Below are 18,298 nucleotides of genomic sequence, written 5' to 3' on the forward strand. Positions count from 1 at the left end.
AGCCGCGAAGGCCGAACGCAAAGAGAGAAACATAACCAGACGCGCTATCATCGCTCCGAACTTTGCGTCTTCGCGTCTTTGCGCTTCAAAACAAAAAGCCGGGAAAACTCCCGGCTTCGTCCGAACTCTGTGCATCGCACAGCTCAGCTCTTCCTAAAATCACTTCCCCGCCGCCGTGAACTTCGGCGTCAGGTATTCCGCGCAGCTGTCGAGCGACGCCAGCTGGATGTAGTCAGCCTCGGGCACCTCGATGCCGTGGCGTTTGCGCAGCTCCATCACGATGTCCAAAAAGTCCATGCTATCGAGCTGGAGCTGGTCGCGCAGACGCACGTCCGACTTGAGATTGGAAAGGTCTTCGTCAGGTGCGATGTCGGTGATGATATCGACTACCACCTGTTTACATTGGTCTTTGGTCATGTGTGGAAAGCTGGTCGGGAACTCGGTTCAGGCAACAAAACGCTTCACAATCAGCGTCGAGTTAATGCCCAGCATACCGAAGGAATTGTTCAAAATAGCGTCAACCCGTTTTGCCTTCACCGGCTTGTTCAACACCAGCCCCGGCAGCGCGCACTGCGGATCCAGATCGTCCACGTTGATCGTCGGGTGAACCGTCAGATCTTCGAACGACGGCAAATTTCCCGCCAGCTCCAGCGCGCCCGCCGCGCCCATCGCGTGCCCGATAAAGCTCTTGGTATTGTTGATGTGCGTGTCTGGACAACCTTCGCCAAACACCGCGCGGATCGCCTCGCACTCCTGAATGTCGCCCAGCGGCGTCGCCGTGGCGTGCGTGTTCACGATGTGAATGTCGCTTGGCTTCATGCCCGCGCGCGCGATCGCGTGGCGAACGCACTCCGCCTGACGCGTCGGATTCGGCAGCACATAGTCAGACGCATCCGAATTCACATGATACCCGCCAATCTCGCCGTAAATCTTCGCCCCACGCGCTTGCGCGTCTTCGAGCCGCTCCAGCGTGTAGAGCGCCCCACCTTCAGAAATCACGATGCCGTTGCGCGCTTTATCGAACGGCCGCGACGCCTTCTTCGGATCGTCGTGGGTCGCGAGAGCATTCTGCGATTTGAACCCGGCGAAAATCCCAAACGTATGAATGCTTTCGCTCACGCCGCCGCAGATCGCGAAGTCCACTTCGCCGAGCCGCAACATCTGCGTCGCATGAATGAGCCCCATGTTCCCCGCCGCGCACGCCGCTCCGATCGTGTACGCCGGCCCCGTGATGCCGAGATTGAGCGATGTCTCTCCAGCCGGGTTGTTCGCGACCGTCCGGGGATTGTGATAATGCGACCAGTACTTCGTATCGTAGTTAAACTTCGAGATATTGTAGATTTCGTTCTCCGTCTCGACGTTTCCGTGCTCCGTGCAGCCGATATAAATGCCCACGCGATCCTTCGGCATCGCTTCAAAATTCACGCCACTATCCGCCAGCGCTTCACGCGCGCAATAGATCGAGATAGACCCCGCCCGCGTACCCACGCGCACTTCCTTCTTCTTCTGATAGCGCAGCGGATCGTAATGACACACGCCCGCCAGCAGCTGCCCCATATACCGCACATCGAATTTCTCCACGCCAGCCACGCCGTTGAGCAGATTCTGCCGAAACTCGGCCAATGAATTGCCGTTCGGCGCAGTGAGACCGATACCTGTGATGACGATGCGGGCGGGCTTCATGAAAGATGGGAAAGGAAACGGCTAGCCAACCGCGCCTCGAAAGCAATACAAGCCTCGCCCACATGAACGTCCTTGTCGTTGGAGGAGCCGGTTACATCGGCTCGCACTGTGTCCGCCAGCTCATTGCCGCAGGCCACCGCCCGGTGGTCCTCGATAATCTCGTATTCGGCCACCGCGCCGCCGTCGCCAAGGAGATCCCGCTGTACGACGTGAATCTAGGCGACGAAGCCGCCGTCGGCGCCATCCTCGAAAAGGAGAAGATCGAGGTCGTCATGCACTTCGCCGCCTACGCCTTCGTCGGCGAATCCGTCGCCCAGCCGCTCAAATACTACTTCAACAACGTCTCCGCCACGCTCCATCTCCTCAACGTGATGCTGGCGAAAGGCGTAAAGAAATTCGTCTTCTCCTCCACCTGCGCCACCTACGGCATCCCGGAGAAAATGCCCATCGTCGAAGGCTCGCCCCAGGCCCCCATCAATCCCTACGGCCAGACCAAACTCGACATCGAGAACGCCCTCAAATCCGTCGCCCACGCCACCGGCCTCAGCTTCGCCGCCTTCCGCTACTTCAACGCCGCCGGTGCCTCCGAAGACGGCGTCATCGGCGAAGACCATAATCCCGAGACCCATCTCATCCCCCTCGCCATCGCCGCCGCCCAGGGCAAAGCCCCCGCGCTGAAAATCTTCGGCACCGATTACCCCACACCCGACGGCACCTGCCTCCGCGACTACGTTCACGTCGACGACCTCGCCCGCGCCCACATTGCCGTCTTCGAAAAGCTCTCCACGCCTGGCGCCAGCCTTTTCTTCAACCTCGGCACCGGCACGCCTACCTCTGTCCGCGAAGTTATCGCCGCCGTCGAAAAAGCCAGCGGCCTCAAAGTCCCCTTCACCGAGGCTCCCCGCCGCGCCGGCGACCCACCCGCCCTCTACGCCGACTCCACCAAGGCGAAGACCGAGCTCGGCTGGAAAATCAAATTCACCACCATCCAGCCCATCGTGGACACCGCCTGGAAATGGCACGCGTCACGGCCAAACGGCTACAAGGCCTAGCCTGCGCAACACTTCGATTACTCCTTCGACAAAGGGCGGTTCATCCGCCCTTTTTTATTTTCCCGCGTCTCCCCATCGCCCCCTCTCCCGCACGATGAAACTCCCGACGAAACCGCTCATCTTCCTGGCCATCCCGACCGCCGCGTTTCTCACCTTCATCGCCCAGCCCATCCTCGGCAAAATCCTCACCCCGCGCTACGGCGGTTCCGCCGGCACGTGGATGACCACGTCGCTCTTTTTCCAGTGCGCCCTGCTCCTGGGCTACAGCTGCGCATTCTGGCTTCTCCGCAAACCCAACGCCCGCACCCACCGTATCGTCATCGCCCTGGCCCTGCTCGCGCCGCTGATCACGATCATCCCCCCGCTCTATTTCCAAAACCTCTCCGAGATCCCGGCCATTCTCTTCGGCCTCATTCTCTCACTCGGACCGATGCTCATCCTCACCACGAGCATCGGCATCCTCATCCAGGGCTGGGTCGCGCGCGACGAGGGCACCATTCCGTACTACCTCTACGGCGTCTCCAACATCGGCAGCGCCGCCGCTCTCTTCGCTTATCCGCTCTGGATCGAGCCACACATCACGCTCTCCACCCAGGTACTCGCCGTGCGCCTGCTGCTCGGCGCCCTTGGCATACTCGCCGCCCTGCTCGCATGGATCTACGCGCGCAAACTCAACTCATCCTCACCTCTCGCTGAAAAAAATTCCTCCGCCGCTTCCTCCGTCTCCACCGAAACCTCCGCCGCGCCAGGCGTTGAAACTCCCTCCGAAAAAATCCCGCGCTGCACACTCGCCTCCTGGGTGTTTCTCTCATTCTCCACCTGCACGATCATGCTCGCGGCCATCCGGCTGCTCAGCGGTGAATTCGGCTCCAGCCCGTTCTCCTGGGTGCTCCCGCTGAGCGTTTACCTGCTCAGCTTCACGCTCACATTCACCCGCTGGTGGCCGTCGTGGCTCACCACCGTCGGCCTCGTCGCACTCGGCGGCGGCTTGTTTGGCTACGCCGCGACCAAAGGTTTCTCCAACATCGAGCTCAGCAAATGGCCACTCACCTGGCTGCTCGTCATCGTCACCGCCGCCTGCCTCGGCGGACACTCCTTGCTCTACCAGATCCGCCCCGCGCGGCGCTTCCCTCTTTTCTACCTCGTGATGGCCGTGGGCGGCGCGCTCGCCGGCCTTTGCGCCACGGTTCTTTTTCCTCAACTGCTCACGCGTAGCTACGAATTTTTCGCCGCCGCCTTCGTCCTCTGGCTTGTCGGGTTTTCTCAACGCATGACCGGCCTCTCCCCCGTCATGCGCGTCGCCGTCTGCGCAAGTCTCGCTCTCCCTCCGGCCTGGATGATCCACCAGCGCAGCCTCGCCGAGCGCATTCCCTCCACCCGCATCACCCACGTGAGAAACTACTACGGCACCATGTCCATCGCCGACAGCCTCTTCCGCACCTCGGTCTCCAGCGACACCACGCTCCACGGCGTGCAGATGAAGGGCGACGACTCCCGCCGCCCCACCACCTACTACACGCACGGCAGCGGACTCGGTATCGTCCTCGACGGTCTGCAATCCACCGCCCGCCCCCTCCGCATCGGCGTCATCGGCCTCGGCGCCGGCACTGTCGCTGCCTACGTCCGTCCCCAGGACGAGATCGTCTTCTGGGAGATCAATCCGCTCTCCGAAAAAATCGCCCGCGAACAATTCACCTTCCTCAAAGAATGCCCCGGTCGCTCTGAGGTCCGCCTTCAAGATGGCCGCCTCGGCCTGCGCAACGACCCCGGCCACTTCGACGTCCTCCTCGTTGACGCCTTCTCCGGCGATTCCATCCCGCCGCACCTGCTCACCACGAATGCGATCGGCGAATACATCGCCAAACTCCCCGACGGCTTCCTCGTCGTCCACATCTCCAACCGCTACTTTGATCTCCTCCCCGTCCTCGCCAGCGGTGCTCAAAAAGCCGGCTGGCGCATCGCCTCCGTCTCCGCCACCCCCGGCCCGGCCTCTGAGGAAAATGCCCATGCCACCCCCACACTCTACGCGATTATTTACCCGCCTTCCCGCAAGCCCGCGCTCGATTCCTGGGCCAAGCGCGCACTCCAATCCGAACACGTCACCTACCGTCTCGCCAACGCAGACAACATTGTTCCCATCGAGTGGACCGATGAACGCCACGCGATCATCGAAGCACTCCGCAAATAATTCCCTCTTTAGCTGACTGCGCGTTTCCCTCACCGCTCATCAGTCGTATCGCGACTACCTCGCCGCACCGGCCTGCCCTCACTCCGATTTCACTCGCTCGCGGCAGAACTTATCCGCCAGTGCGTAAATCTCCTTCGGCGAAGTCAGCTCCAGCGCATCCTTCGCCAGCTTCTTCGCCTCGCTCATCTTCATCGCCCGTACCAGATACTTCACCGCGGGCAGCAGCGGTGGCGTCATGCTCAGCTCATCCACACCGAGCCCCAGCAATAACGGCACATAAACCGGATCGCCCGCCATCTCGCCGCACACGCTCACCTTGATCTTCTGCCGGTGCGCCTCGTCCACGATCTGCTTGATCGTGCGCAACACCGCCGGATGCGTCGGCTCGTACAGATGCGCGATCCGGTCATTCACCCGATCAATCGCCAGCAGATACTGGATCAAATCGTTCGTCCCGATGCTGAAAAAATCGCACTCCTTCGCCAGGATGTCCGCCGTCACCGCCGCGCTCGGGATCTCGATCATCGCCCCCACGGCCATCTTCGCGTCAAACGCCACGCCGTCTTTCTTCAACTCCGCCCGGCACTCCTCCAGCACCGCATTCGCCCGCGCCAGCTCTTCCGAACCGCTGATCATCGGGTACATCAGCTGCACCTTCCCATGCGCGCTCGCCCGCAGGATCGCCCGCAGCTGGTCCTTGAAAATCTCTTTGTGCTCCAGGCAAAACCGGATCGCGCGAAACCCCAGGAACGGATTCGACTCCTCCGGAAACAAATCTGGATTGCCCGTCATCGGCTTGTCCCCGCCCAGATCGAGCGTGCGGATCACCACCGGTTCGTCGGGAAACGCCTCCGCCACCGCCTTGTACGCCGCGTATTGCTCTTCCTCCGACGGCACGCGGTTATCGCTGAGATAAAGAAACTCCGTCCGGAAAAGTCCCACGCCCGACGCCGAGTTCTCCCGCACCAGTTTGACCTCGTCCACCTTCTCGATGTTCGCCCGCAAGATCACAGCCGCCCCGTCCAGCGTCACCGCCGGCAGCTTGCTCGCATCGAACATCCGCTGCTCAAAGCCTTTCTTCTGCAGCTGGATTTTTCCGTAGCGGAAGAGCGTCTGCTCCGTCGGATTGATGATCACCTGGCCGTCATATCCATCGACGAGAATCCAGTCCCCATTCCGAACGCGTCGGGTCATGTCGCGCACACCGACCACCGCAGGAATCTTCATCGAACGCGCCACGATCACCGCATGGCTCGTCTTGCTCCCCGAGTCCGTCACCAGCGCGATCGCCTGGCTCCGATCGATGCTCGCCGCATCCGACGGCGAAATATCGTTCGCCACCACCGCCCGCTTATCCGCGAGCTTGCTCAAATTCTGCCCCGCCTGTCCCAGCAAATTCTGCAACATGCGTTGCGCCACGTCGCGAATATCACCGGCGCGCTCGCGCAGATACTCATCGTCGATTTCGGAAAACGCCTTGATGTACCGCTGCGACACCTTGTTGAAACACGTCTCGATGTTCTTCGACGTCGTCTCGAACTCCCGGATCGTCTCCGAAATCAACGCCTGATCCTCCAGCACCAGCAGATGCGCGTCAAAAATCCGCGCCTCATCCGCCCCCAGATTCTTTTCCACTTCGTCGCGGATTTTCTGGATCTGCTGCCGCGTCACCAGCAACGCGTGCTCGAATCGCGAAATCTCTTCGATCCGCTTGTCCGCATCGACCTGATACGACGGGATCTCCACGTCGCTCTGGATGTAGAGAAAGACCTGCCCGTACGCGATGCCTTGCGAGGCGGCGATGCCTGGGACAACGACTTCGTTTTTAGCGCGGGCTTCCATGAACGCGTGAGCGATTTCCACTTGCTTTTCCGGGGCTGAAAAAGCGGGCGGCGCGAGAGGATAACGCCCGCGCCCGACGCATGGTCAACAAGGTTTTACCCGATTCGCGTCTCAACCACAAAAACCTCCCCGCCCAACGCCTCGCGGATACGCGCCACCATCGCCTCCACCGGCGAATCCCCGCGCAGCAACGCATAACACGCGCTCCCGCTCCCGCTCATCCCCGCCGCCACCCCAAATTCATCCTTTAGCCACGTCAGCAACACCGGCAGCGCCACGTACTTCCTGAATGCCGCCGCCTCCATGTTATTGAAAAGCAACTCCTCCGCCGGTGCCCCCGCCTTCCCGATCCAAGCCGCCAGCCGCGCCTCCGCGTCACCGGATGCCAGATACGACCCCGGCGCCGCCTTCACCATCTCTCCATACGCCCACGCCGTCGCGATTCCAAACGCCGGCTTGAACACCAGCAGCCTCCGCCCGCTCAGTCGCCCCGCCGCCTCCTCCGGCAACGCCTCGATCCGCTCCCCGCGCCCGCGCATGACGAGGGGCTCTTCCCGCAAAAACAACACGCAGTCCGACCCCAGCCCCGCCGCGATCTCCGCCAGCTCTCCATCCCCCAAGCGCCCGCCCGCGAGCGCATTCAACGCCCGCAACGCCGCCGTCGCATTGCTGCTCCCACCGCCCAGCCCCGCCCCCATAGGCACCCGCTTCGTCAGTGAAAATTTCGCCCCGCCCGTCCATCCGCTCGCCTCGCGAAACGTCTTTGCCGCCCGCAGCACCAGATTCGTCTCATCGACCGGCACCTCCGCCACATCGCAAGTCAGCGAAAAACTCCCACTCGCATCCGCCTCCACGCGCAGCTCATCGCCAAATTCCAGCGGCGCCACGACCGACACCAATTCATGAAACCCATCCGCCCGCCGACCCGTGATGGCCAGAAACAGGTTGATCTTCGCAGGAGAAAAAACGCTCACAACATTCACGCCGCCCACAACACCGCGCTCCCCCAATCCTGTCACTCCTGTTAATCCTGTCCCAAATCCCGCCTCCGCTCCGCCGCCCATTCACGTCCATATCCCCCATTCGCTGTTAAAAAATTTTCCGACATCAGTGCCTCTCAGTGCCCATCAGTGGTCGCCTCTCCGTTCCCTTCCCTACTCTCCACCCCCACGCCTGCATCCGCCTCAACCACCAATTACCAACTACAGACTCCTCCGCCCAAAACTACCTGCGCACCCCCGACACCACTATTGCCCACCTCGCTCCACCGCTCCTTAGTCATCGTTCATCTCCGCCAAACCCATGCCCTGCGACCTCATCCTCGCCCTCGACGTCCCCGACCGCCAGCAAGCCGCCCCCATCCTCCGCCAGCTCCGCGGCTCCCTCCGCTGGGTCAAAATCGGCCTCCAGATGTTCACCGCCTACGGCCCCGACTACGTGAAGGCCGTCGCCGACGAGGGCTTCAACATCTTCCTCGATCTCAAACTCCACGACATCCCCAACACCGTCGCCAAAGCCGTCGAGTCCCTCGCCCCGCTCCCCATCGGCATGTTGACCATCCACACCTCCGGCGGACGCGAGATGATGGCCGCCGCCCGCGCCGCCCAACAACAAACCAAGCCCGACCTCCTCCTCCTCGGCGTCACCGTCCTCACCTCGACCGACGCCTCCGGCCTTGCCGAACTCGGCCTCACTATCTCCCCCGAAGCGCAAGTCTCCCGCCTGGGCCGCCTCGCGACCGACGCCGGCCTCCGCGGCCTCGTCTGCTCCCCGCTTGAAGTCGCCATGCTGCGCCAGCAACTCCCGGCCGACATCCAGCTTGTCACCCCCGGCATCCGCCCCGCCGGTGAAGCCGGAGGCGACGACCAGAAACGCATCATGACCCCCGCCGAAGCCGCCCGCACCGGCTCCAGCTACATTGTCGTGGGCCGCCCGATACTCAAAGCCAAAGACCCCGCCGCCGCCGCCCGCGCCATCCTCGCCGAGCTCTCCTAAGGTAGGGCGGATTATCCCTAATCCGCCGTGCTCTCCGCCCTCGCTCACCGCATTCACCCCATGCAAAACCAACACGACTTCCTCGCCAAAACAGCCCTCGGCCTCTTCCTCGCCGGTATTCTCGGGCCAATCCTGCTGATCTGTTTCGGCATCAACACAGGTGGCCCATACATACTCGGGATCGCGTGCGAATTTTTCGCACTCCTCTTCGCATCCTTAAGCTGGAGCCAGCGCATCAGCCGCATTGTGGCGACAGTCGTGCTTTGCCTGATCGCCGTCGGCGCGGGCAATTTCATCTTATTCAAAACGAGCGCGAAATCCGCGCGCGACTCCATGCAGGCCCGCGAAGCTCAGGCCAGACTCAACGCTGAAGCCAGCGCCGCCAAACGGTAACTTTCCGAAACTCCGTGCCCTCTGTGTCAGCGCTCCGTGTCCTCTGTGACAAAACCTAACCTCCGCCCGCTTTATCCCCTCTTCGCATTCAATTTTTGCGTCCGACCTTCGCGTCGTAGTGTCTTCGCGCTTAACCTCACCACCGCACACCCCACGCCTCTTTTAACCTCATGAGAAACGCCGCCATCCTCCTCGCCGCCGGAAACAGCAAACGCATGGACGGCGTCGTCTCCGACAAGATCCTCGCCCCCCTCGGCAACCGCCCGCTCTTCGCCCACTCCGTCGCCGCCTTCCTCGCCAGCGGCGTCGCCGATTTCTACGTCATCGTCTGCCGCGACCAGCGCCAGCTCACCGAACTCTCCGCCTACGCGCCCACCCCCTGCGTCTTCGTCCGCGGCGGCAAGGAACGCCAGGACTCCGTCGCCAACGCCCTCGAAGCCCTCCCCGCCGACATCGAAAACGTCTTCATCCACGACTGCGCCCGCCCCTTCGTCCGCCCCGAACAACTCGTCGGCCTCCTCAAAATCGTCCGCCTCGAAAAAGCCGTCGTCCTCGCCCACCGCGTCACCGACACCATCAAGCAACACGCCGACACCGGCCACCTAAAGTCGCTCGACCGCTCCCGCCTCTGGGCCATGGAGACGCCCCAGGTTTTCTCCCGCGACCTCATCACCGCCGCCTACGCCAAAGTCGTGGAGAAAAAACTCCCCATCACCGACGACGCCTCCGCCGTGGAACTCCTCAAAAAGCCCGTCGCCCTTGTCGAGAACCCGCACCCCAACCCAAAGCTCACCACCCCCGCCGACCTCCCGTGGTTCGAGTACCTCCTCAACCAAATCGTCCCCCCACTCCCCACCGCCCACCCCTTCCGCACCGAGTAAACCCCGCCATCTCTCTCTTTCCTCTTTTTCACGCCAGCCACCGCTCCAATCTCCGTTCCAGCCTTCCTGAGTTCCAGATTAAATCCTCCCCGTTTTCGACATCGCCCAACTCATGACGCCCCTCCGCATCGGCCACGGCTACGACATCCACCGCATCGTTCCCGGCCGCCCCATGATCCTCGGCGGCGTCCGCTTCGACACCGACTACGGCCTCGACGGCCACTCCGATGCCGACGCCCTCACCCACGCCATCTGCGACGCCCTCCTCGGCGCCGCCGCGCTCCCCGACATCGGTCACTTCTTCCCGAATACCGATCCCGCCTTCAAAAGCATCGACTCCCAAATCCTCCTCCAACGCGTGATCGCCGCCCTCCGCGAGCGCGGCTGGAAACCCGTCAACATCGACGCCTCCCTCATCGCGGAAAAACCGAAAATTTACCCGCGTCTCGCCGAGATGAAATCCGCCCTCGCCGCGTCCACCGGCCTCCCCGTCGACTGCATCGGCCTCAAAGCCACCACCAACGAAGGCGTCGACGAAATCGGCCGCGCCCTCGCCATCGCCGCCCACGCCGTCTGCCTCATCGAACGCATCTGATAATTCCGAGGTGGAGCGTGCCGTCCCGGCGCGCTGAGCCGCCCCATCCGCGATTCCCCTCTCAATGCCTTTCCCACGCCGCCCGCTCCACGCCACCAGCCGCTCCGCCCTTTCGTGTCTTTTCGTGCCTTTCGTGGGCATGCTTCTCGCCCTCGGCCTCTCCGCCTGCGGCAAACGCGAAACCCCCGTCGAACGCGGCAACCGCGACCAAATCCTCCACCGCGGCACCGGCCCCGAGATCGGCGAACTCGACCCGCACCTCTCGTCCGACCTCACCGGATACAACATCCTCACCGCCCTCCTCGAGGGCCTCGTCTCCGAAGACCCCGTCAACCTCTCTCCCGTCCCCGGCGTCGCCGAAACCTGGGACATCTCGGCCGACGGCCTGACCTACACCTTCCGCCTCCGCGCCGACGCGAAATGGTCCAACGGCGACCAGGTCACCGCCTCCGACTTCGTCGCCTCCTACCGCCGCATCCTCACACCCACCCTCGGTGCCCAGGGTGCCCCGCTCCTCTACATCATCCAGAACGCCGAATCCTTCCACAAAGGCGCCATCACCGACTTCGCCAAAGTCGGCGTCACCGCCCTCGATCCGCGCACGCTCCGCATCACCCTCGAGCACCCCGCCGCCCATTTCCTCTCGATGCTCAACCACACGGCCTTCCTCCCCGTGCATATCGCTTCCATCGAGAAAACCGGCTCAGCCTACGAACGCGGCAACCCCTGGGCCCGCCCCGGCACCTTCATCGGCAACGGCCCCTTCACGCTCACCGAATGGAAAGCCGCCCAGCGCATCGTCGTCCAAAAATCCCCCACCTACTGGGACGCCGCCAAAGTCCGCCTCAACGCCATCCACTTCCACGCCACCGAAAGCCGCGACGCCGAGGAACGCGCCTTCCGCGCCGGACAACTCCACCTCACCGAATCCCTCACGCCCTCCAAAATCGACGCCTACCGCCGCGACAATCCCTCCGTCCTCCGCCTCGATCCCTACCTCGGCACCGAGTTCTACCGCCTCAACGTCACCCGCCCCTTCCTCAACGACCGCCGCATCCGCCGCGCCCTCGCCCTCGCCCTCGATCGCAAAATCATCGTCGAAAAAGTCCTCCGCGGCGGCCAGTCCCCCGCCCAGGCGTTCACCCATCCCGGCATCGCCGGCTATGCTTCCGCTGCCTTCATCCCGACCGACCCCGAAGCCGCCCGCGCTCTCCTCGCCGAAGCCGGCTACCCCGGCGGCAAAGGTGCCCCCGCCATCGAGCTCCTCTACAACACCTCCGAGAGCCACCGCGCCGTCGCCGAGACCGTGCAGGAACTCTGGAAACGCGAACTCGGCCTCGAAGTCCGCCTCGTGAATCAGGAATGGAAAACCCTCCAGTCCACCCGCCGCGCCGGCGATTTCCAGATCCTCCGCTCCGTCTGGAATCCCGACTACCTAGACCCGCTCTCCTTCCTCAACATCTGGACCTCGTCCTCGACCGACAACTACACCGGCTGGTCCAGCGCCGACTACGACCAGCTCCTCTTCCGCGCCGCCCGCACGTCCGACAACGCCGCCCGAGACAAACTCCTCCAGCAAGCCGAAGCCCTCCTCCTCGACGCCGCCCCCTTCGTCCCGCTCTACCACTATACCCACGTCTTCCTGATCCACCCCTCCGTCAAAGGCTGGCACCCGACCCTTCTCGACCACCACCCCTACAAACACGTCCACCTCGAGAATTGATTCCCTGAGAGCGCCGGCGACCCGCCGGCTTCCGGATTCTTTTAGTCGGCCCTCCCCAATCCTATTAATCCTCTTAATCCTGTCTAAAAAAATTCCGCCTCCGCCCTCCGTTCCTGCCCTCCTGCGTTCCAGATTAAATCCGCCTGCTCCTCCTTAGCTCCTACCTTAGCGTCTTCACGTCTTTGCGATTAACAAAACCACCGCCCACTACGCCCGCCGCTATCCGCGTTCAGTCGCCCCCTTTCACTCTTCCCCCCTCACCCTTCACTCTTCCCCCCTCACCCTTCACTCTTCCCCCCATGCCCGACACCTTCTCCCCCTTCGCCGGCGCCCTCCTCCTCTGCGTGGACATGCAGGAAATCTTCCTCGACGAAATCGACGACTCCGACGCCATCACTTCCCGCGTGTCCTTCTCCATCGAGTGCGCCCGCATCCTCGGCCTCCACGTCGCCTTCACCGAGCAAGTCCCGCAAAAACTCGGCCCCACCATCCCCTCGCTCAAAAAGCTCGCGCCCAAAGCCCACACCTTCGGCAAAAGCACCTTCTCCGCCCTCGCCGACGACGGCATCCGCGACGCCCTCAAATCCCTCAACGTCGAGCACCTCATCCTCTGCGGCATCGAAACCTCGATCTGCATCTACCAGACCGCCCTCGACGCCATCGATAACAACTTCCAGGTCACGATCCTCACCGACGCCACCGGCGGCCGCCGCCCCGAAGACGCCCGCCCCAGCCTCGAATCCCTTATCCGCGCCGGCGCTTACGTTCTCCCCTCCGAAGCCGTCTTCTACTCCATCCTCGGCAGCGCCTCGCACCCCGCCTTCAAGACCTTCAACGCAGCCGTCAAAAAATACGACTGACCTCCACGACGCCCGCTCCGCCCCAACTACCAACCACCTGCCCCTTCGTCATTCGACCTTCGGATTTCCCATTCCTCTCCCCAATCCTGTTCCTCCTGTAAATCCTGTCCAAAAACTCCGTCCTCCGGCTCCCTCCGTTCCAGCCTTCCAGAGTTCCAGATTAAATTCTCCTCCGCACTTCGCTCCGACCTTTGCGTCGTCGCGTCTTTGCGCTTAACCCAACCGCCGCCCACAGTCCCCGCCTCCTACCGCGTTCGACCTTTCACTCTTCACCTTTCACCATTCCCCTTTCTCCTCCCATGCCCGATCTCCCCCTCGCCACCGTCCGCGATCTAAAAGCCGTCGAGATCGGCACCGGCCGCCCCTTCGCCAGCATCCTGCTCCTGCGCAAAGTCGGCACCAAGACCGCCTCCAACGGCAACGCCTTCCTCAGCCTCGAACTCGGCGACCGTACCGGCACTTTCAATACCAACCTCTTCGGCGACCACCCGCAGTTCGAAGCGACAAAAGCCCTCCCCGAAGGCTCCGCCGTCCGCGTCGAAGGCAAACTCGACTACTTCAACGGCCGCCTCTCGCCCAAGCTCGCGAAACTCACGCCGCTCACCGAAGCCGAACTCGCCCTCCCCGGCGCCGTCGAAAACCTCGTCGAACTCGCCCCCGAAAACGCCGAGTCCATGTGGACCGAGTTCAACGCCACGATCGACGCCATCCCGCACGACGAACTCCGTATGACCACCCGCGGCGTCTTCGAAGAGATCGGCGAAACTTTCCGCGTCTGCCCCGCCGCCATCGCGATGCACCATGCCTACCGCCACGGCCTCCTCGAGCACACCCTCCGCATGGCCCGCGCCGCCAAAGCCCTCCTCCCGCTCTACCCCGAAGTCGACCCCTCGCTCGTCCTCGCCGGCATCCTCCTCCACGATACCGGCAAAACCATCGAGTACGAAGGCGCCCTCGCCACCCGCCGCAGCCGCAAAGGCATCCTCCAGGGCCACGTCGTCCTCGGCTACCAACTCGTCCGCAAACACGGCCTCAAAGCCCGCCTCGACGCCGACCGCCTCGAACGCCTCGAACACATCGTCCTCAGCCACCAAGGCGAACCCGAGTGGGGCGCCGCCGTCTACGCCGCCACGCCGGAAGCGGTGTTCGTATCGATGGTCGACAACCTCGACGCCAAAATGGGCATGGTCCAACGCACCCTCCGCCAGGCCACCGACACCGACGAATTCTCCGAACGCCTCCCCGGCCTCAGCTCGCAACTGCTGGTACGAAAGATCGGGGAATAAATCCGTCGTTGATGAAATACATTCTCCTTCTCCTCTCGTTGATCGCATGGACTCCAAGTTGGGCCAGCGAGGCCAAGCTCACTGATTGGATGCAATCGTACTATCTCACCAAAGACGATTCGCGAGTAAGTGAGTTTTGGGACAGGACAGTTACCCGGGGAGGTCTCAAACTGGGCCCACAAATGCGTGAAAAACTCATTGGGTTCTTCGGCGCAGTTTTTCGCCAAAACCCCGACTTACTCCGGGCCAGCATCAAATCGATCCCGAAGGAAGCCGGAGTTGAGCAAGATGGTATCGTGCTGATTCTGTGGCTTGCAGACCAAGACTACAGCCGAGGTCTATTACGTGACGCCGGTTTCGCCAAAGTCGCTGATACGTCTATCCCGCCCATACAGAACAGACAGATCGAACGTGAAGAGGACGCCGATTTCCTCGAAAGCTGGTACAACGCGACCGGCAACATTGAAGCACTCATGCCCATGGTTCGGCTTATCAAGGAAACCGATTGGGCCCAAAAAAATCCAAAGGCTGATTATACGGGAGCAATGGTCGCCGAGATTTGCCGTCGTGATGTCAAAGCACGGATATACATTCGTGTGCTCGTTGAGCAGAAGGACCTGACTAAAGACGCTCGAGCTGTGCTCGAACACGCGCTCAGCGCGGAACCCAAGGCGTGAGACGCCTCCACTTGCGTCACGCGAGTTGCCTCGCACAGTGCCGCCCATGTCCGCCCCCACGCGCACCGTCTCCATCCTGAAAATGGGCTTCGCCGAGCCGGAGCTGCTAGCGAAATACGGCGACTACGTGGACATGGTGCGCCGCAAACTTCCCGCCTCCGAACAAGCCACCGCCCAAATCATCGATCCCTCCGCCGGAAGCCCGCTGCCCGATCCGCGCAGCATCGACCGCCTCATCATCACCGGCTCGTCCTCAATGGTCACCGATCCCACGCCGACCGACCTGCAAGCCTTCAACTGGCTCGAAGACGTCCTCGACGCCGAACGCCCCGTGCTCGGCCTCTGCTACGGCCACCAAATGCTCGGCCACGTCCTCGGCGGCAAAGTCGGCCCGCTCCCCGGCGGACCCGAAATCGGCGTCGCCGACGTCTCGCTCAACGCCGCCGACGACCCACTCTTCTCCGCCTGTGCTCCGCATCAACGCGTCGCCGTCATCCACTGGCAGACGATCCTCCATCTCCCGCCCGGCGCGCACGTCCTCGGCTCCGGCAAACGCGACCCGCACCAAGCCATCCGCTTCGCGAAAAACGTCTGGGGCGTCCAATTTCACCCCGAGTTCAGCCGCGCCGTGATGATCGACTACGTCGAAGCCTGCGCCGACGAATTCGCCAAACTCGGCCAGGACCAAAAAACCGCCGCCACCGAAATGGCTGCGTGGCCCGAAGACCAAACCCACATCATCGCCCGCTTCGCGACCCTCCGTGCGTAGGGCCTCACCTCGCGTGAGGCCGGATCGACCTCCGAGGTAGGGCGGGTTAGCCTTAATCCCGCCGGTTGGACTCAAGCACACGCATCACCTGCCCATCGCGAAACAACCGCGGCTCCCCCCCGGACCGCACTTAGCAAGTGCCGCCCCACGTCGCCCCCCCAACCCCACGCGCCCTACCTCGACCCATCTCCACCGTCACCTCTTCGCCTCCGACCTTCGCATCGTTGCGTCTTCGCGCTTCAACAAAAAAGCCGGTCATTACGACCGGCTCGAAGTCACCAACCAAACGGCGCTCGCGCATTCCGTATCACTCAGTCTTTCTTCGCCGCTTTCTTCTTCTTCCCGTTCCCCCGGTCGATATTGAGGTACGTCTTCGCCAGCATCTGGCTCTCATAAAACTCCAGCAACCGCACACCCTCGCGCGGCTTCACGATGTCCTTCCGCGTCGCCGCATCGATCTGCGTCTTGATGCGACGGCACAGCTCCTCCGACTGATACTGCACGCCCTCGATCACATCCGCGATGCGGCTGCCGCTGAGCGCTTCTTCGATGTAATAACCATTCGGCTCATCAGGCTCGAGGAACACGTGAACCTCGTTCACGCGCCCGAAGAGATTGTGCAGGTCGCCCATGATGTCCTGGTACGCACCGGTCAAAAACACCCCGAGATAGTACGGCTTCCCGTTCAGCTCGTGAAGCGTCAGATAATCCTTCGTGTCCTCTAGATCGATGAAGCTGCTGATCTTGCCGTCGGAGTCGCACGTGATGTCCGCGAGGATCGCGTTCACCGTCGGCTTTTCCTTCAAGCGATGCAGCGGCGTCACCGGGAAAAGCTGTTTCAGCGCCCAGTGATCGAGCAGCGATTGGAACACCGAGAAATTACAAACGTACTGATCCGCCAGCAGCTTGTTCAGCCCATGCAGCTCCTCGGGAATGTAACCGCTGTCGCGGCCTTCCTTCGCGATCTGCTCGCAAATTTGCCAATACAGCGACTCCGCTGCCGCCCGGTTTTCGAGATCCAGATAGCCGAGATTGAACAACGAAAAGGCCTCTTCCTTCTTCTGCAGCGCATCGTGAAACCGTTCGAGCCGGCCCAGCTTCGATTTGTTTTTCAACATCGTCTCCAGATCGGTGACGACCTTGTGCTTCACCTTCGGCTGATGCTGATGACCGAGCGTCTCCTTCTTGTTGATGCGCTCGAACACCTCGACGACCAGCATCGAGTGCGGCGCAACCACGGCGCGGCCCGACTCGCTCACGATGTCCGGCACCTTCACGCCCGACTCCACACAGATGTCGCGGATGTTCGCCACGACATCGCGCGCGTACTCCTCCATCGAGTAGTTCATCGACGACTCGAAATTCGTGCGTGAGCCGTCGTAGTCGATGCCGAGGCCGCCGCCGACATCGAGGTAGCCCATCGGAAAACCCATCTTATCGAGCTGGCAGTAAAACCGCGCCGCCTCCACGACCGCGTTCTTGATCGTGAGGATATTCGGCACCTGCGAACCGATGTGGAAATGCACCAGCTTCAGCGCCTGCGTAAGCTTGGCCGCCTTGAGCTTTTCGCACGCGAACAAAATTTCCGCCGTGTTCAGACCGAACTTCGCGTTGTCACCCGTCGAGGACGACCACTTGCCCTCGCCGCGCGTCTGCAGCTTCGCGCGAAAACCGATCAACGGTTTCACGCCCGTCTCCTCCGCGATCGTGATGATGTCGTCCACCTCGGCCAGCTGCTCGACGACGATGATGATTTTCTTGCCGATCTTCCGGCCCAGCATGGCGAGGCGGATGTAATCGAGATCCTTGTAGCCGTTGCAGATGATCAGGGCGTTCGCGCCTTCGTGCATCGCCAGCGCCAGCATCAGCTCCGGCTTCGACCCGGCCTCGATGCCGTAATTAAACTGCTTACCCGCCGCCACGATCTCATCGACCACCTCGCGCAGCTGGTTGACCTTGATCGGAAACACCCCGCGGTAATCGCCCGCGTATTTCTCTTCTTTGATCGCCTTGCGAAACGCCTCGTTGATCTGCGTCACGCGATGGCGGAGCAGATCCTGGAAGCGGATCACCATCGGCGCCTTCAGGCCCATCGCGATGGCTTCGCTGGCCACATCCATGATGCGGATGCACCGGCCATCGGCCAGCGGCTGCACGTTAACGAAGCCGCCATCGTCAACGCCGATGTGGCCTGCGCCCCAGCGTTTGAAACCATACAGTTCTTCGGACTTCGCGGCTGACCAGGTGGAGGCGGATTTGCTTTTCAAAAGTAGAGAGGCGGACGGGCTGGGTTAATGGCTTGCTTTCGCAGAGCGGGATTAGGTTTAGTGCGAATTTCTTTTTCAAAATCCATA

At 62.1% G+C, this 18,298-nt stretch carries 16 protein-coding genes; 11 read left to right on the plus strand and 5 right to left on the minus strand.

Going from position 1 to position 18,298, the window contains the following annotated elements:
* Positions 1-159 precede the first annotated feature (159 nt).
* Both CMV30_RS00930 and CMV30_RS00935 read right to left on the minus strand, forming a co-directional pair.
* Positions 160-417, minus strand: coding sequence for an acyl carrier protein (locus CMV30_RS00930; protein WP_096054281.1), 258 nt, complete (start codon positions 415-417; stop codon positions 160-162).
* A gap of 27 nt (positions 418-444) precedes the next feature.
* Positions 445-1,683 (minus strand): beta-ketoacyl-[acyl-carrier-protein] synthase family protein, encoded by a 1,239-nt coding sequence (locus CMV30_RS00935; RefSeq protein WP_096054282.1) that lies wholly within the window; start codon positions 1,681-1,683, stop codon positions 445-447.
* Positions 1,684-1,745: 62 nt separating this feature from the next.
* Here CMV30_RS00935 and galE point away from each other — a divergent pair, with 62 nt between their 5' ends.
* Both galE and CMV30_RS00945 read left to right on the plus strand, forming a co-directional pair.
* Positions 1,746-2,735 carry a UDP-glucose 4-epimerase GalE gene (galE, locus tag CMV30_RS00940; protein ID WP_096054283.1) on the plus strand — a complete coding sequence of 330 codons (990 nt, stop codon included), beginning with the start codon at positions 1,746-1,748 and terminating at the stop codon, positions 2,733-2,735.
* A 94-nt stretch (positions 2,736-2,829) separates the two neighbouring features.
* The gene (locus tag CMV30_RS00945) at positions 2,830-4,923 is read left to right on the plus strand and encodes a class I SAM-dependent methyltransferase (RefSeq protein ID WP_096054284.1); all 2,094 of its coding nucleotides are present in this window, start codon (positions 2,830-2,832) and stop codon (positions 4,921-4,923) included.
* A 78-nt stretch (positions 4,924-5,001) separates the two neighbouring features.
* Here CMV30_RS00945 and ptsP read toward each other — a convergent pair whose 3' ends face one another.
* Positions 5,002-6,765, minus strand: coding sequence for a phosphoenolpyruvate--protein phosphotransferase (gene ptsP / locus CMV30_RS00950; protein WP_096057547.1), 1,764 nt, complete (start codon positions 6,763-6,765; stop codon positions 5,002-5,004).
* A gap of 95 nt (positions 6,766-6,860) precedes the next feature.
* Positions 6,861-7,739: a 4-(cytidine 5'-diphospho)-2-C-methyl-D-erythritol kinase gene (gene ispE / locus CMV30_RS00955; protein ID WP_245844360.1), complete on the minus strand. Its 879-nt coding sequence runs from the start codon at positions 7,737-7,739 to the stop codon at positions 6,861-6,863.
* Between the two features lie 328 nt (positions 7,740-8,067).
* On the opposite strand from ispE, the gene pyrF reads away from it, so the two are divergent.
* From pyrF to CMV30_RS01000, 9 genes are all read left to right on the plus strand, one after another.
* On the plus strand, positions 8,068-8,760 hold the full coding sequence (gene pyrF, locus CMV30_RS00960; protein ID WP_096054286.1) for an orotidine-5'-phosphate decarboxylase: 693 nt from the start codon (positions 8,068-8,070) through the stop codon (positions 8,758-8,760).
* Positions 8,761-8,820: 60 nt separating this feature from the next.
* A complete protein-coding gene (locus CMV30_RS00965) occupies positions 8,821-9,153 on the plus strand; it encodes a hypothetical protein (protein WP_138223060.1) in 333 nt (110 codons plus the stop codon).
* Positions 9,154-9,323: 170 nt separating this feature from the next.
* Positions 9,324-10,034 (plus strand): 2-C-methyl-D-erythritol 4-phosphate cytidylyltransferase, encoded by a 711-nt coding sequence (gene ispD / locus CMV30_RS00970; protein ID WP_096054288.1) that lies wholly within the window; start codon positions 9,324-9,326, stop codon positions 10,032-10,034.
* Between the two features lie 112 nt (positions 10,035-10,146).
* Complete coding sequence (ispF, locus tag CMV30_RS00975; protein ID WP_096054289.1) at positions 10,147-10,629, plus strand: 2-C-methyl-D-erythritol 2,4-cyclodiphosphate synthase; 483 nt, start codon at positions 10,147-10,149, stop codon at positions 10,627-10,629.
* Positions 10,630-10,693: 64 nt separating this feature from the next.
* A complete protein-coding gene (locus CMV30_RS00980) occupies positions 10,694-12,352 on the plus strand; it encodes a peptide ABC transporter substrate-binding protein (RefSeq protein ID WP_245844362.1) in 1,659 nt (552 codons plus the stop codon).
* 299 nt (positions 12,353-12,651) lie between these two features.
* Positions 12,652-13,212 carry an isochorismatase family protein gene (locus CMV30_RS00985; protein WP_096054290.1) on the plus strand — a complete coding sequence of 187 codons (561 nt, stop codon included), beginning with the start codon at positions 12,652-12,654 and terminating at the stop codon, positions 13,210-13,212.
* 299 nt (positions 13,213-13,511) lie between these two features.
* The gene (locus CMV30_RS00990; protein WP_096054291.1) at positions 13,512-14,498 is read left to right on the plus strand and encodes a 3'-5' exoribonuclease YhaM family protein; all 987 of its coding nucleotides are present in this window, start codon (positions 13,512-13,514) and stop codon (positions 14,496-14,498) included.
* Positions 14,499-14,509: 11 nt separating this feature from the next.
* A complete protein-coding gene (locus tag CMV30_RS00995) occupies positions 14,510-15,175 on the plus strand; it encodes a hypothetical protein (protein WP_096054292.1) in 666 nt (221 codons plus the stop codon).
* A gap of 46 nt (positions 15,176-15,221) precedes the next feature.
* A complete protein-coding gene (locus tag CMV30_RS01000) occupies positions 15,222-15,944 on the plus strand; it encodes a glutamine amidotransferase (protein ID WP_096054293.1) in 723 nt (240 codons plus the stop codon).
* A 311-nt stretch (positions 15,945-16,255) separates the two neighbouring features.
* Here the strand turns inward: CMV30_RS01000 and speA are convergent, their stop codons facing one another.
* Positions 16,256-18,211 carry a biosynthetic arginine decarboxylase gene (gene speA, locus CMV30_RS01005; RefSeq protein ID WP_096054294.1) on the minus strand — a complete coding sequence of 652 codons (1,956 nt, stop codon included), beginning with the start codon at positions 18,209-18,211 and terminating at the stop codon, positions 16,256-16,258.
* Positions 18,212-18,298 lie beyond the last annotated feature (87 nt).

Origin of the sequence: Nibricoccus aquaticus (assembly GCF_002310495.1) — a bacterium.
Classification (GTDB): domain Bacteria; phylum Verrucomicrobiota; class Verrucomicrobiia; order Opitutales; family Opitutaceae; genus Nibricoccus; species Nibricoccus aquaticus.

Bases quoted from the DNA above. Each gene is read 5' to 3' on its own strand.
- pyrF (WP_096054286.1), top strand. From the start codon at position 8,068: ATGCCCTGCGACCTCATCCTCGCCCTCGACGTCCCCGACCGCCAGCAA.
- CMV30_RS00980 (WP_245844362.1), top strand. From the start codon at position 10,694: ATGCCTTTCCCACGCCGCCCGCTCCACGCCACCAGCCGCTCCGCCCTT.
- ptsP (WP_096057547.1), bottom strand. From the start codon at position 6,765: ATGGAAGCCCGCGCTAAAAACGAAGTCGTTGTCCCAGGCATCGCCGCC.
- CMV30_RS00930 (WP_096054281.1), bottom strand. From the start codon at position 417: ATGACCAAAGACCAATGTAAACAGGTGGTAGTCGATATCATCACCGAC.
- ispD (WP_096054288.1), top strand. From the start codon at position 9,324: ATGAGAAACGCCGCCATCCTCCTCGCCGCCGGAAACAGCAAACGCATG.
- CMV30_RS00995 (WP_096054292.1), top strand. From the start codon at position 14,510: ATGAAATACATTCTCCTTCTCCTCTCGTTGATCGCATGGACTCCAAGT.
- galE (WP_096054283.1), top strand. From the start codon at position 1,746: ATGAACGTCCTTGTCGTTGGAGGAGCCGGTTACATCGGCTCGCACTGT.
- ispF (WP_096054289.1), top strand. From the start codon at position 10,147: ATGACGCCCCTCCGCATCGGCCACGGCTACGACATCCACCGCATCGTT.
- CMV30_RS00935 (WP_096054282.1), bottom strand. From the start codon at position 1,683: ATGAAGCCCGCCCGCATCGTCATCACAGGTATCGGTCTCACTGCGCCG.
- CMV30_RS01000 (WP_096054293.1), top strand. From the start codon at position 15,222: ATGTCCGCCCCCACGCGCACCGTCTCCATCCTGAAAATGGGCTTCGCC.
- CMV30_RS00945 (WP_096054284.1), top strand. From the start codon at position 2,830: ATGAAACTCCCGACGAAACCGCTCATCTTCCTGGCCATCCCGACCGCC.
- CMV30_RS00985 (WP_096054290.1), top strand. From the start codon at position 12,652: ATGCCCGACACCTTCTCCCCCTTCGCCGGCGCCCTCCTCCTCTGCGTG.
- CMV30_RS00965 (WP_138223060.1), top strand. From the start codon at position 8,821: ATGCAAAACCAACACGACTTCCTCGCCAAAACAGCCCTCGGCCTCTTC.
- CMV30_RS00990 (WP_096054291.1), top strand. From the start codon at position 13,512: ATGCCCGATCTCCCCCTCGCCACCGTCCGCGATCTAAAAGCCGTCGAG.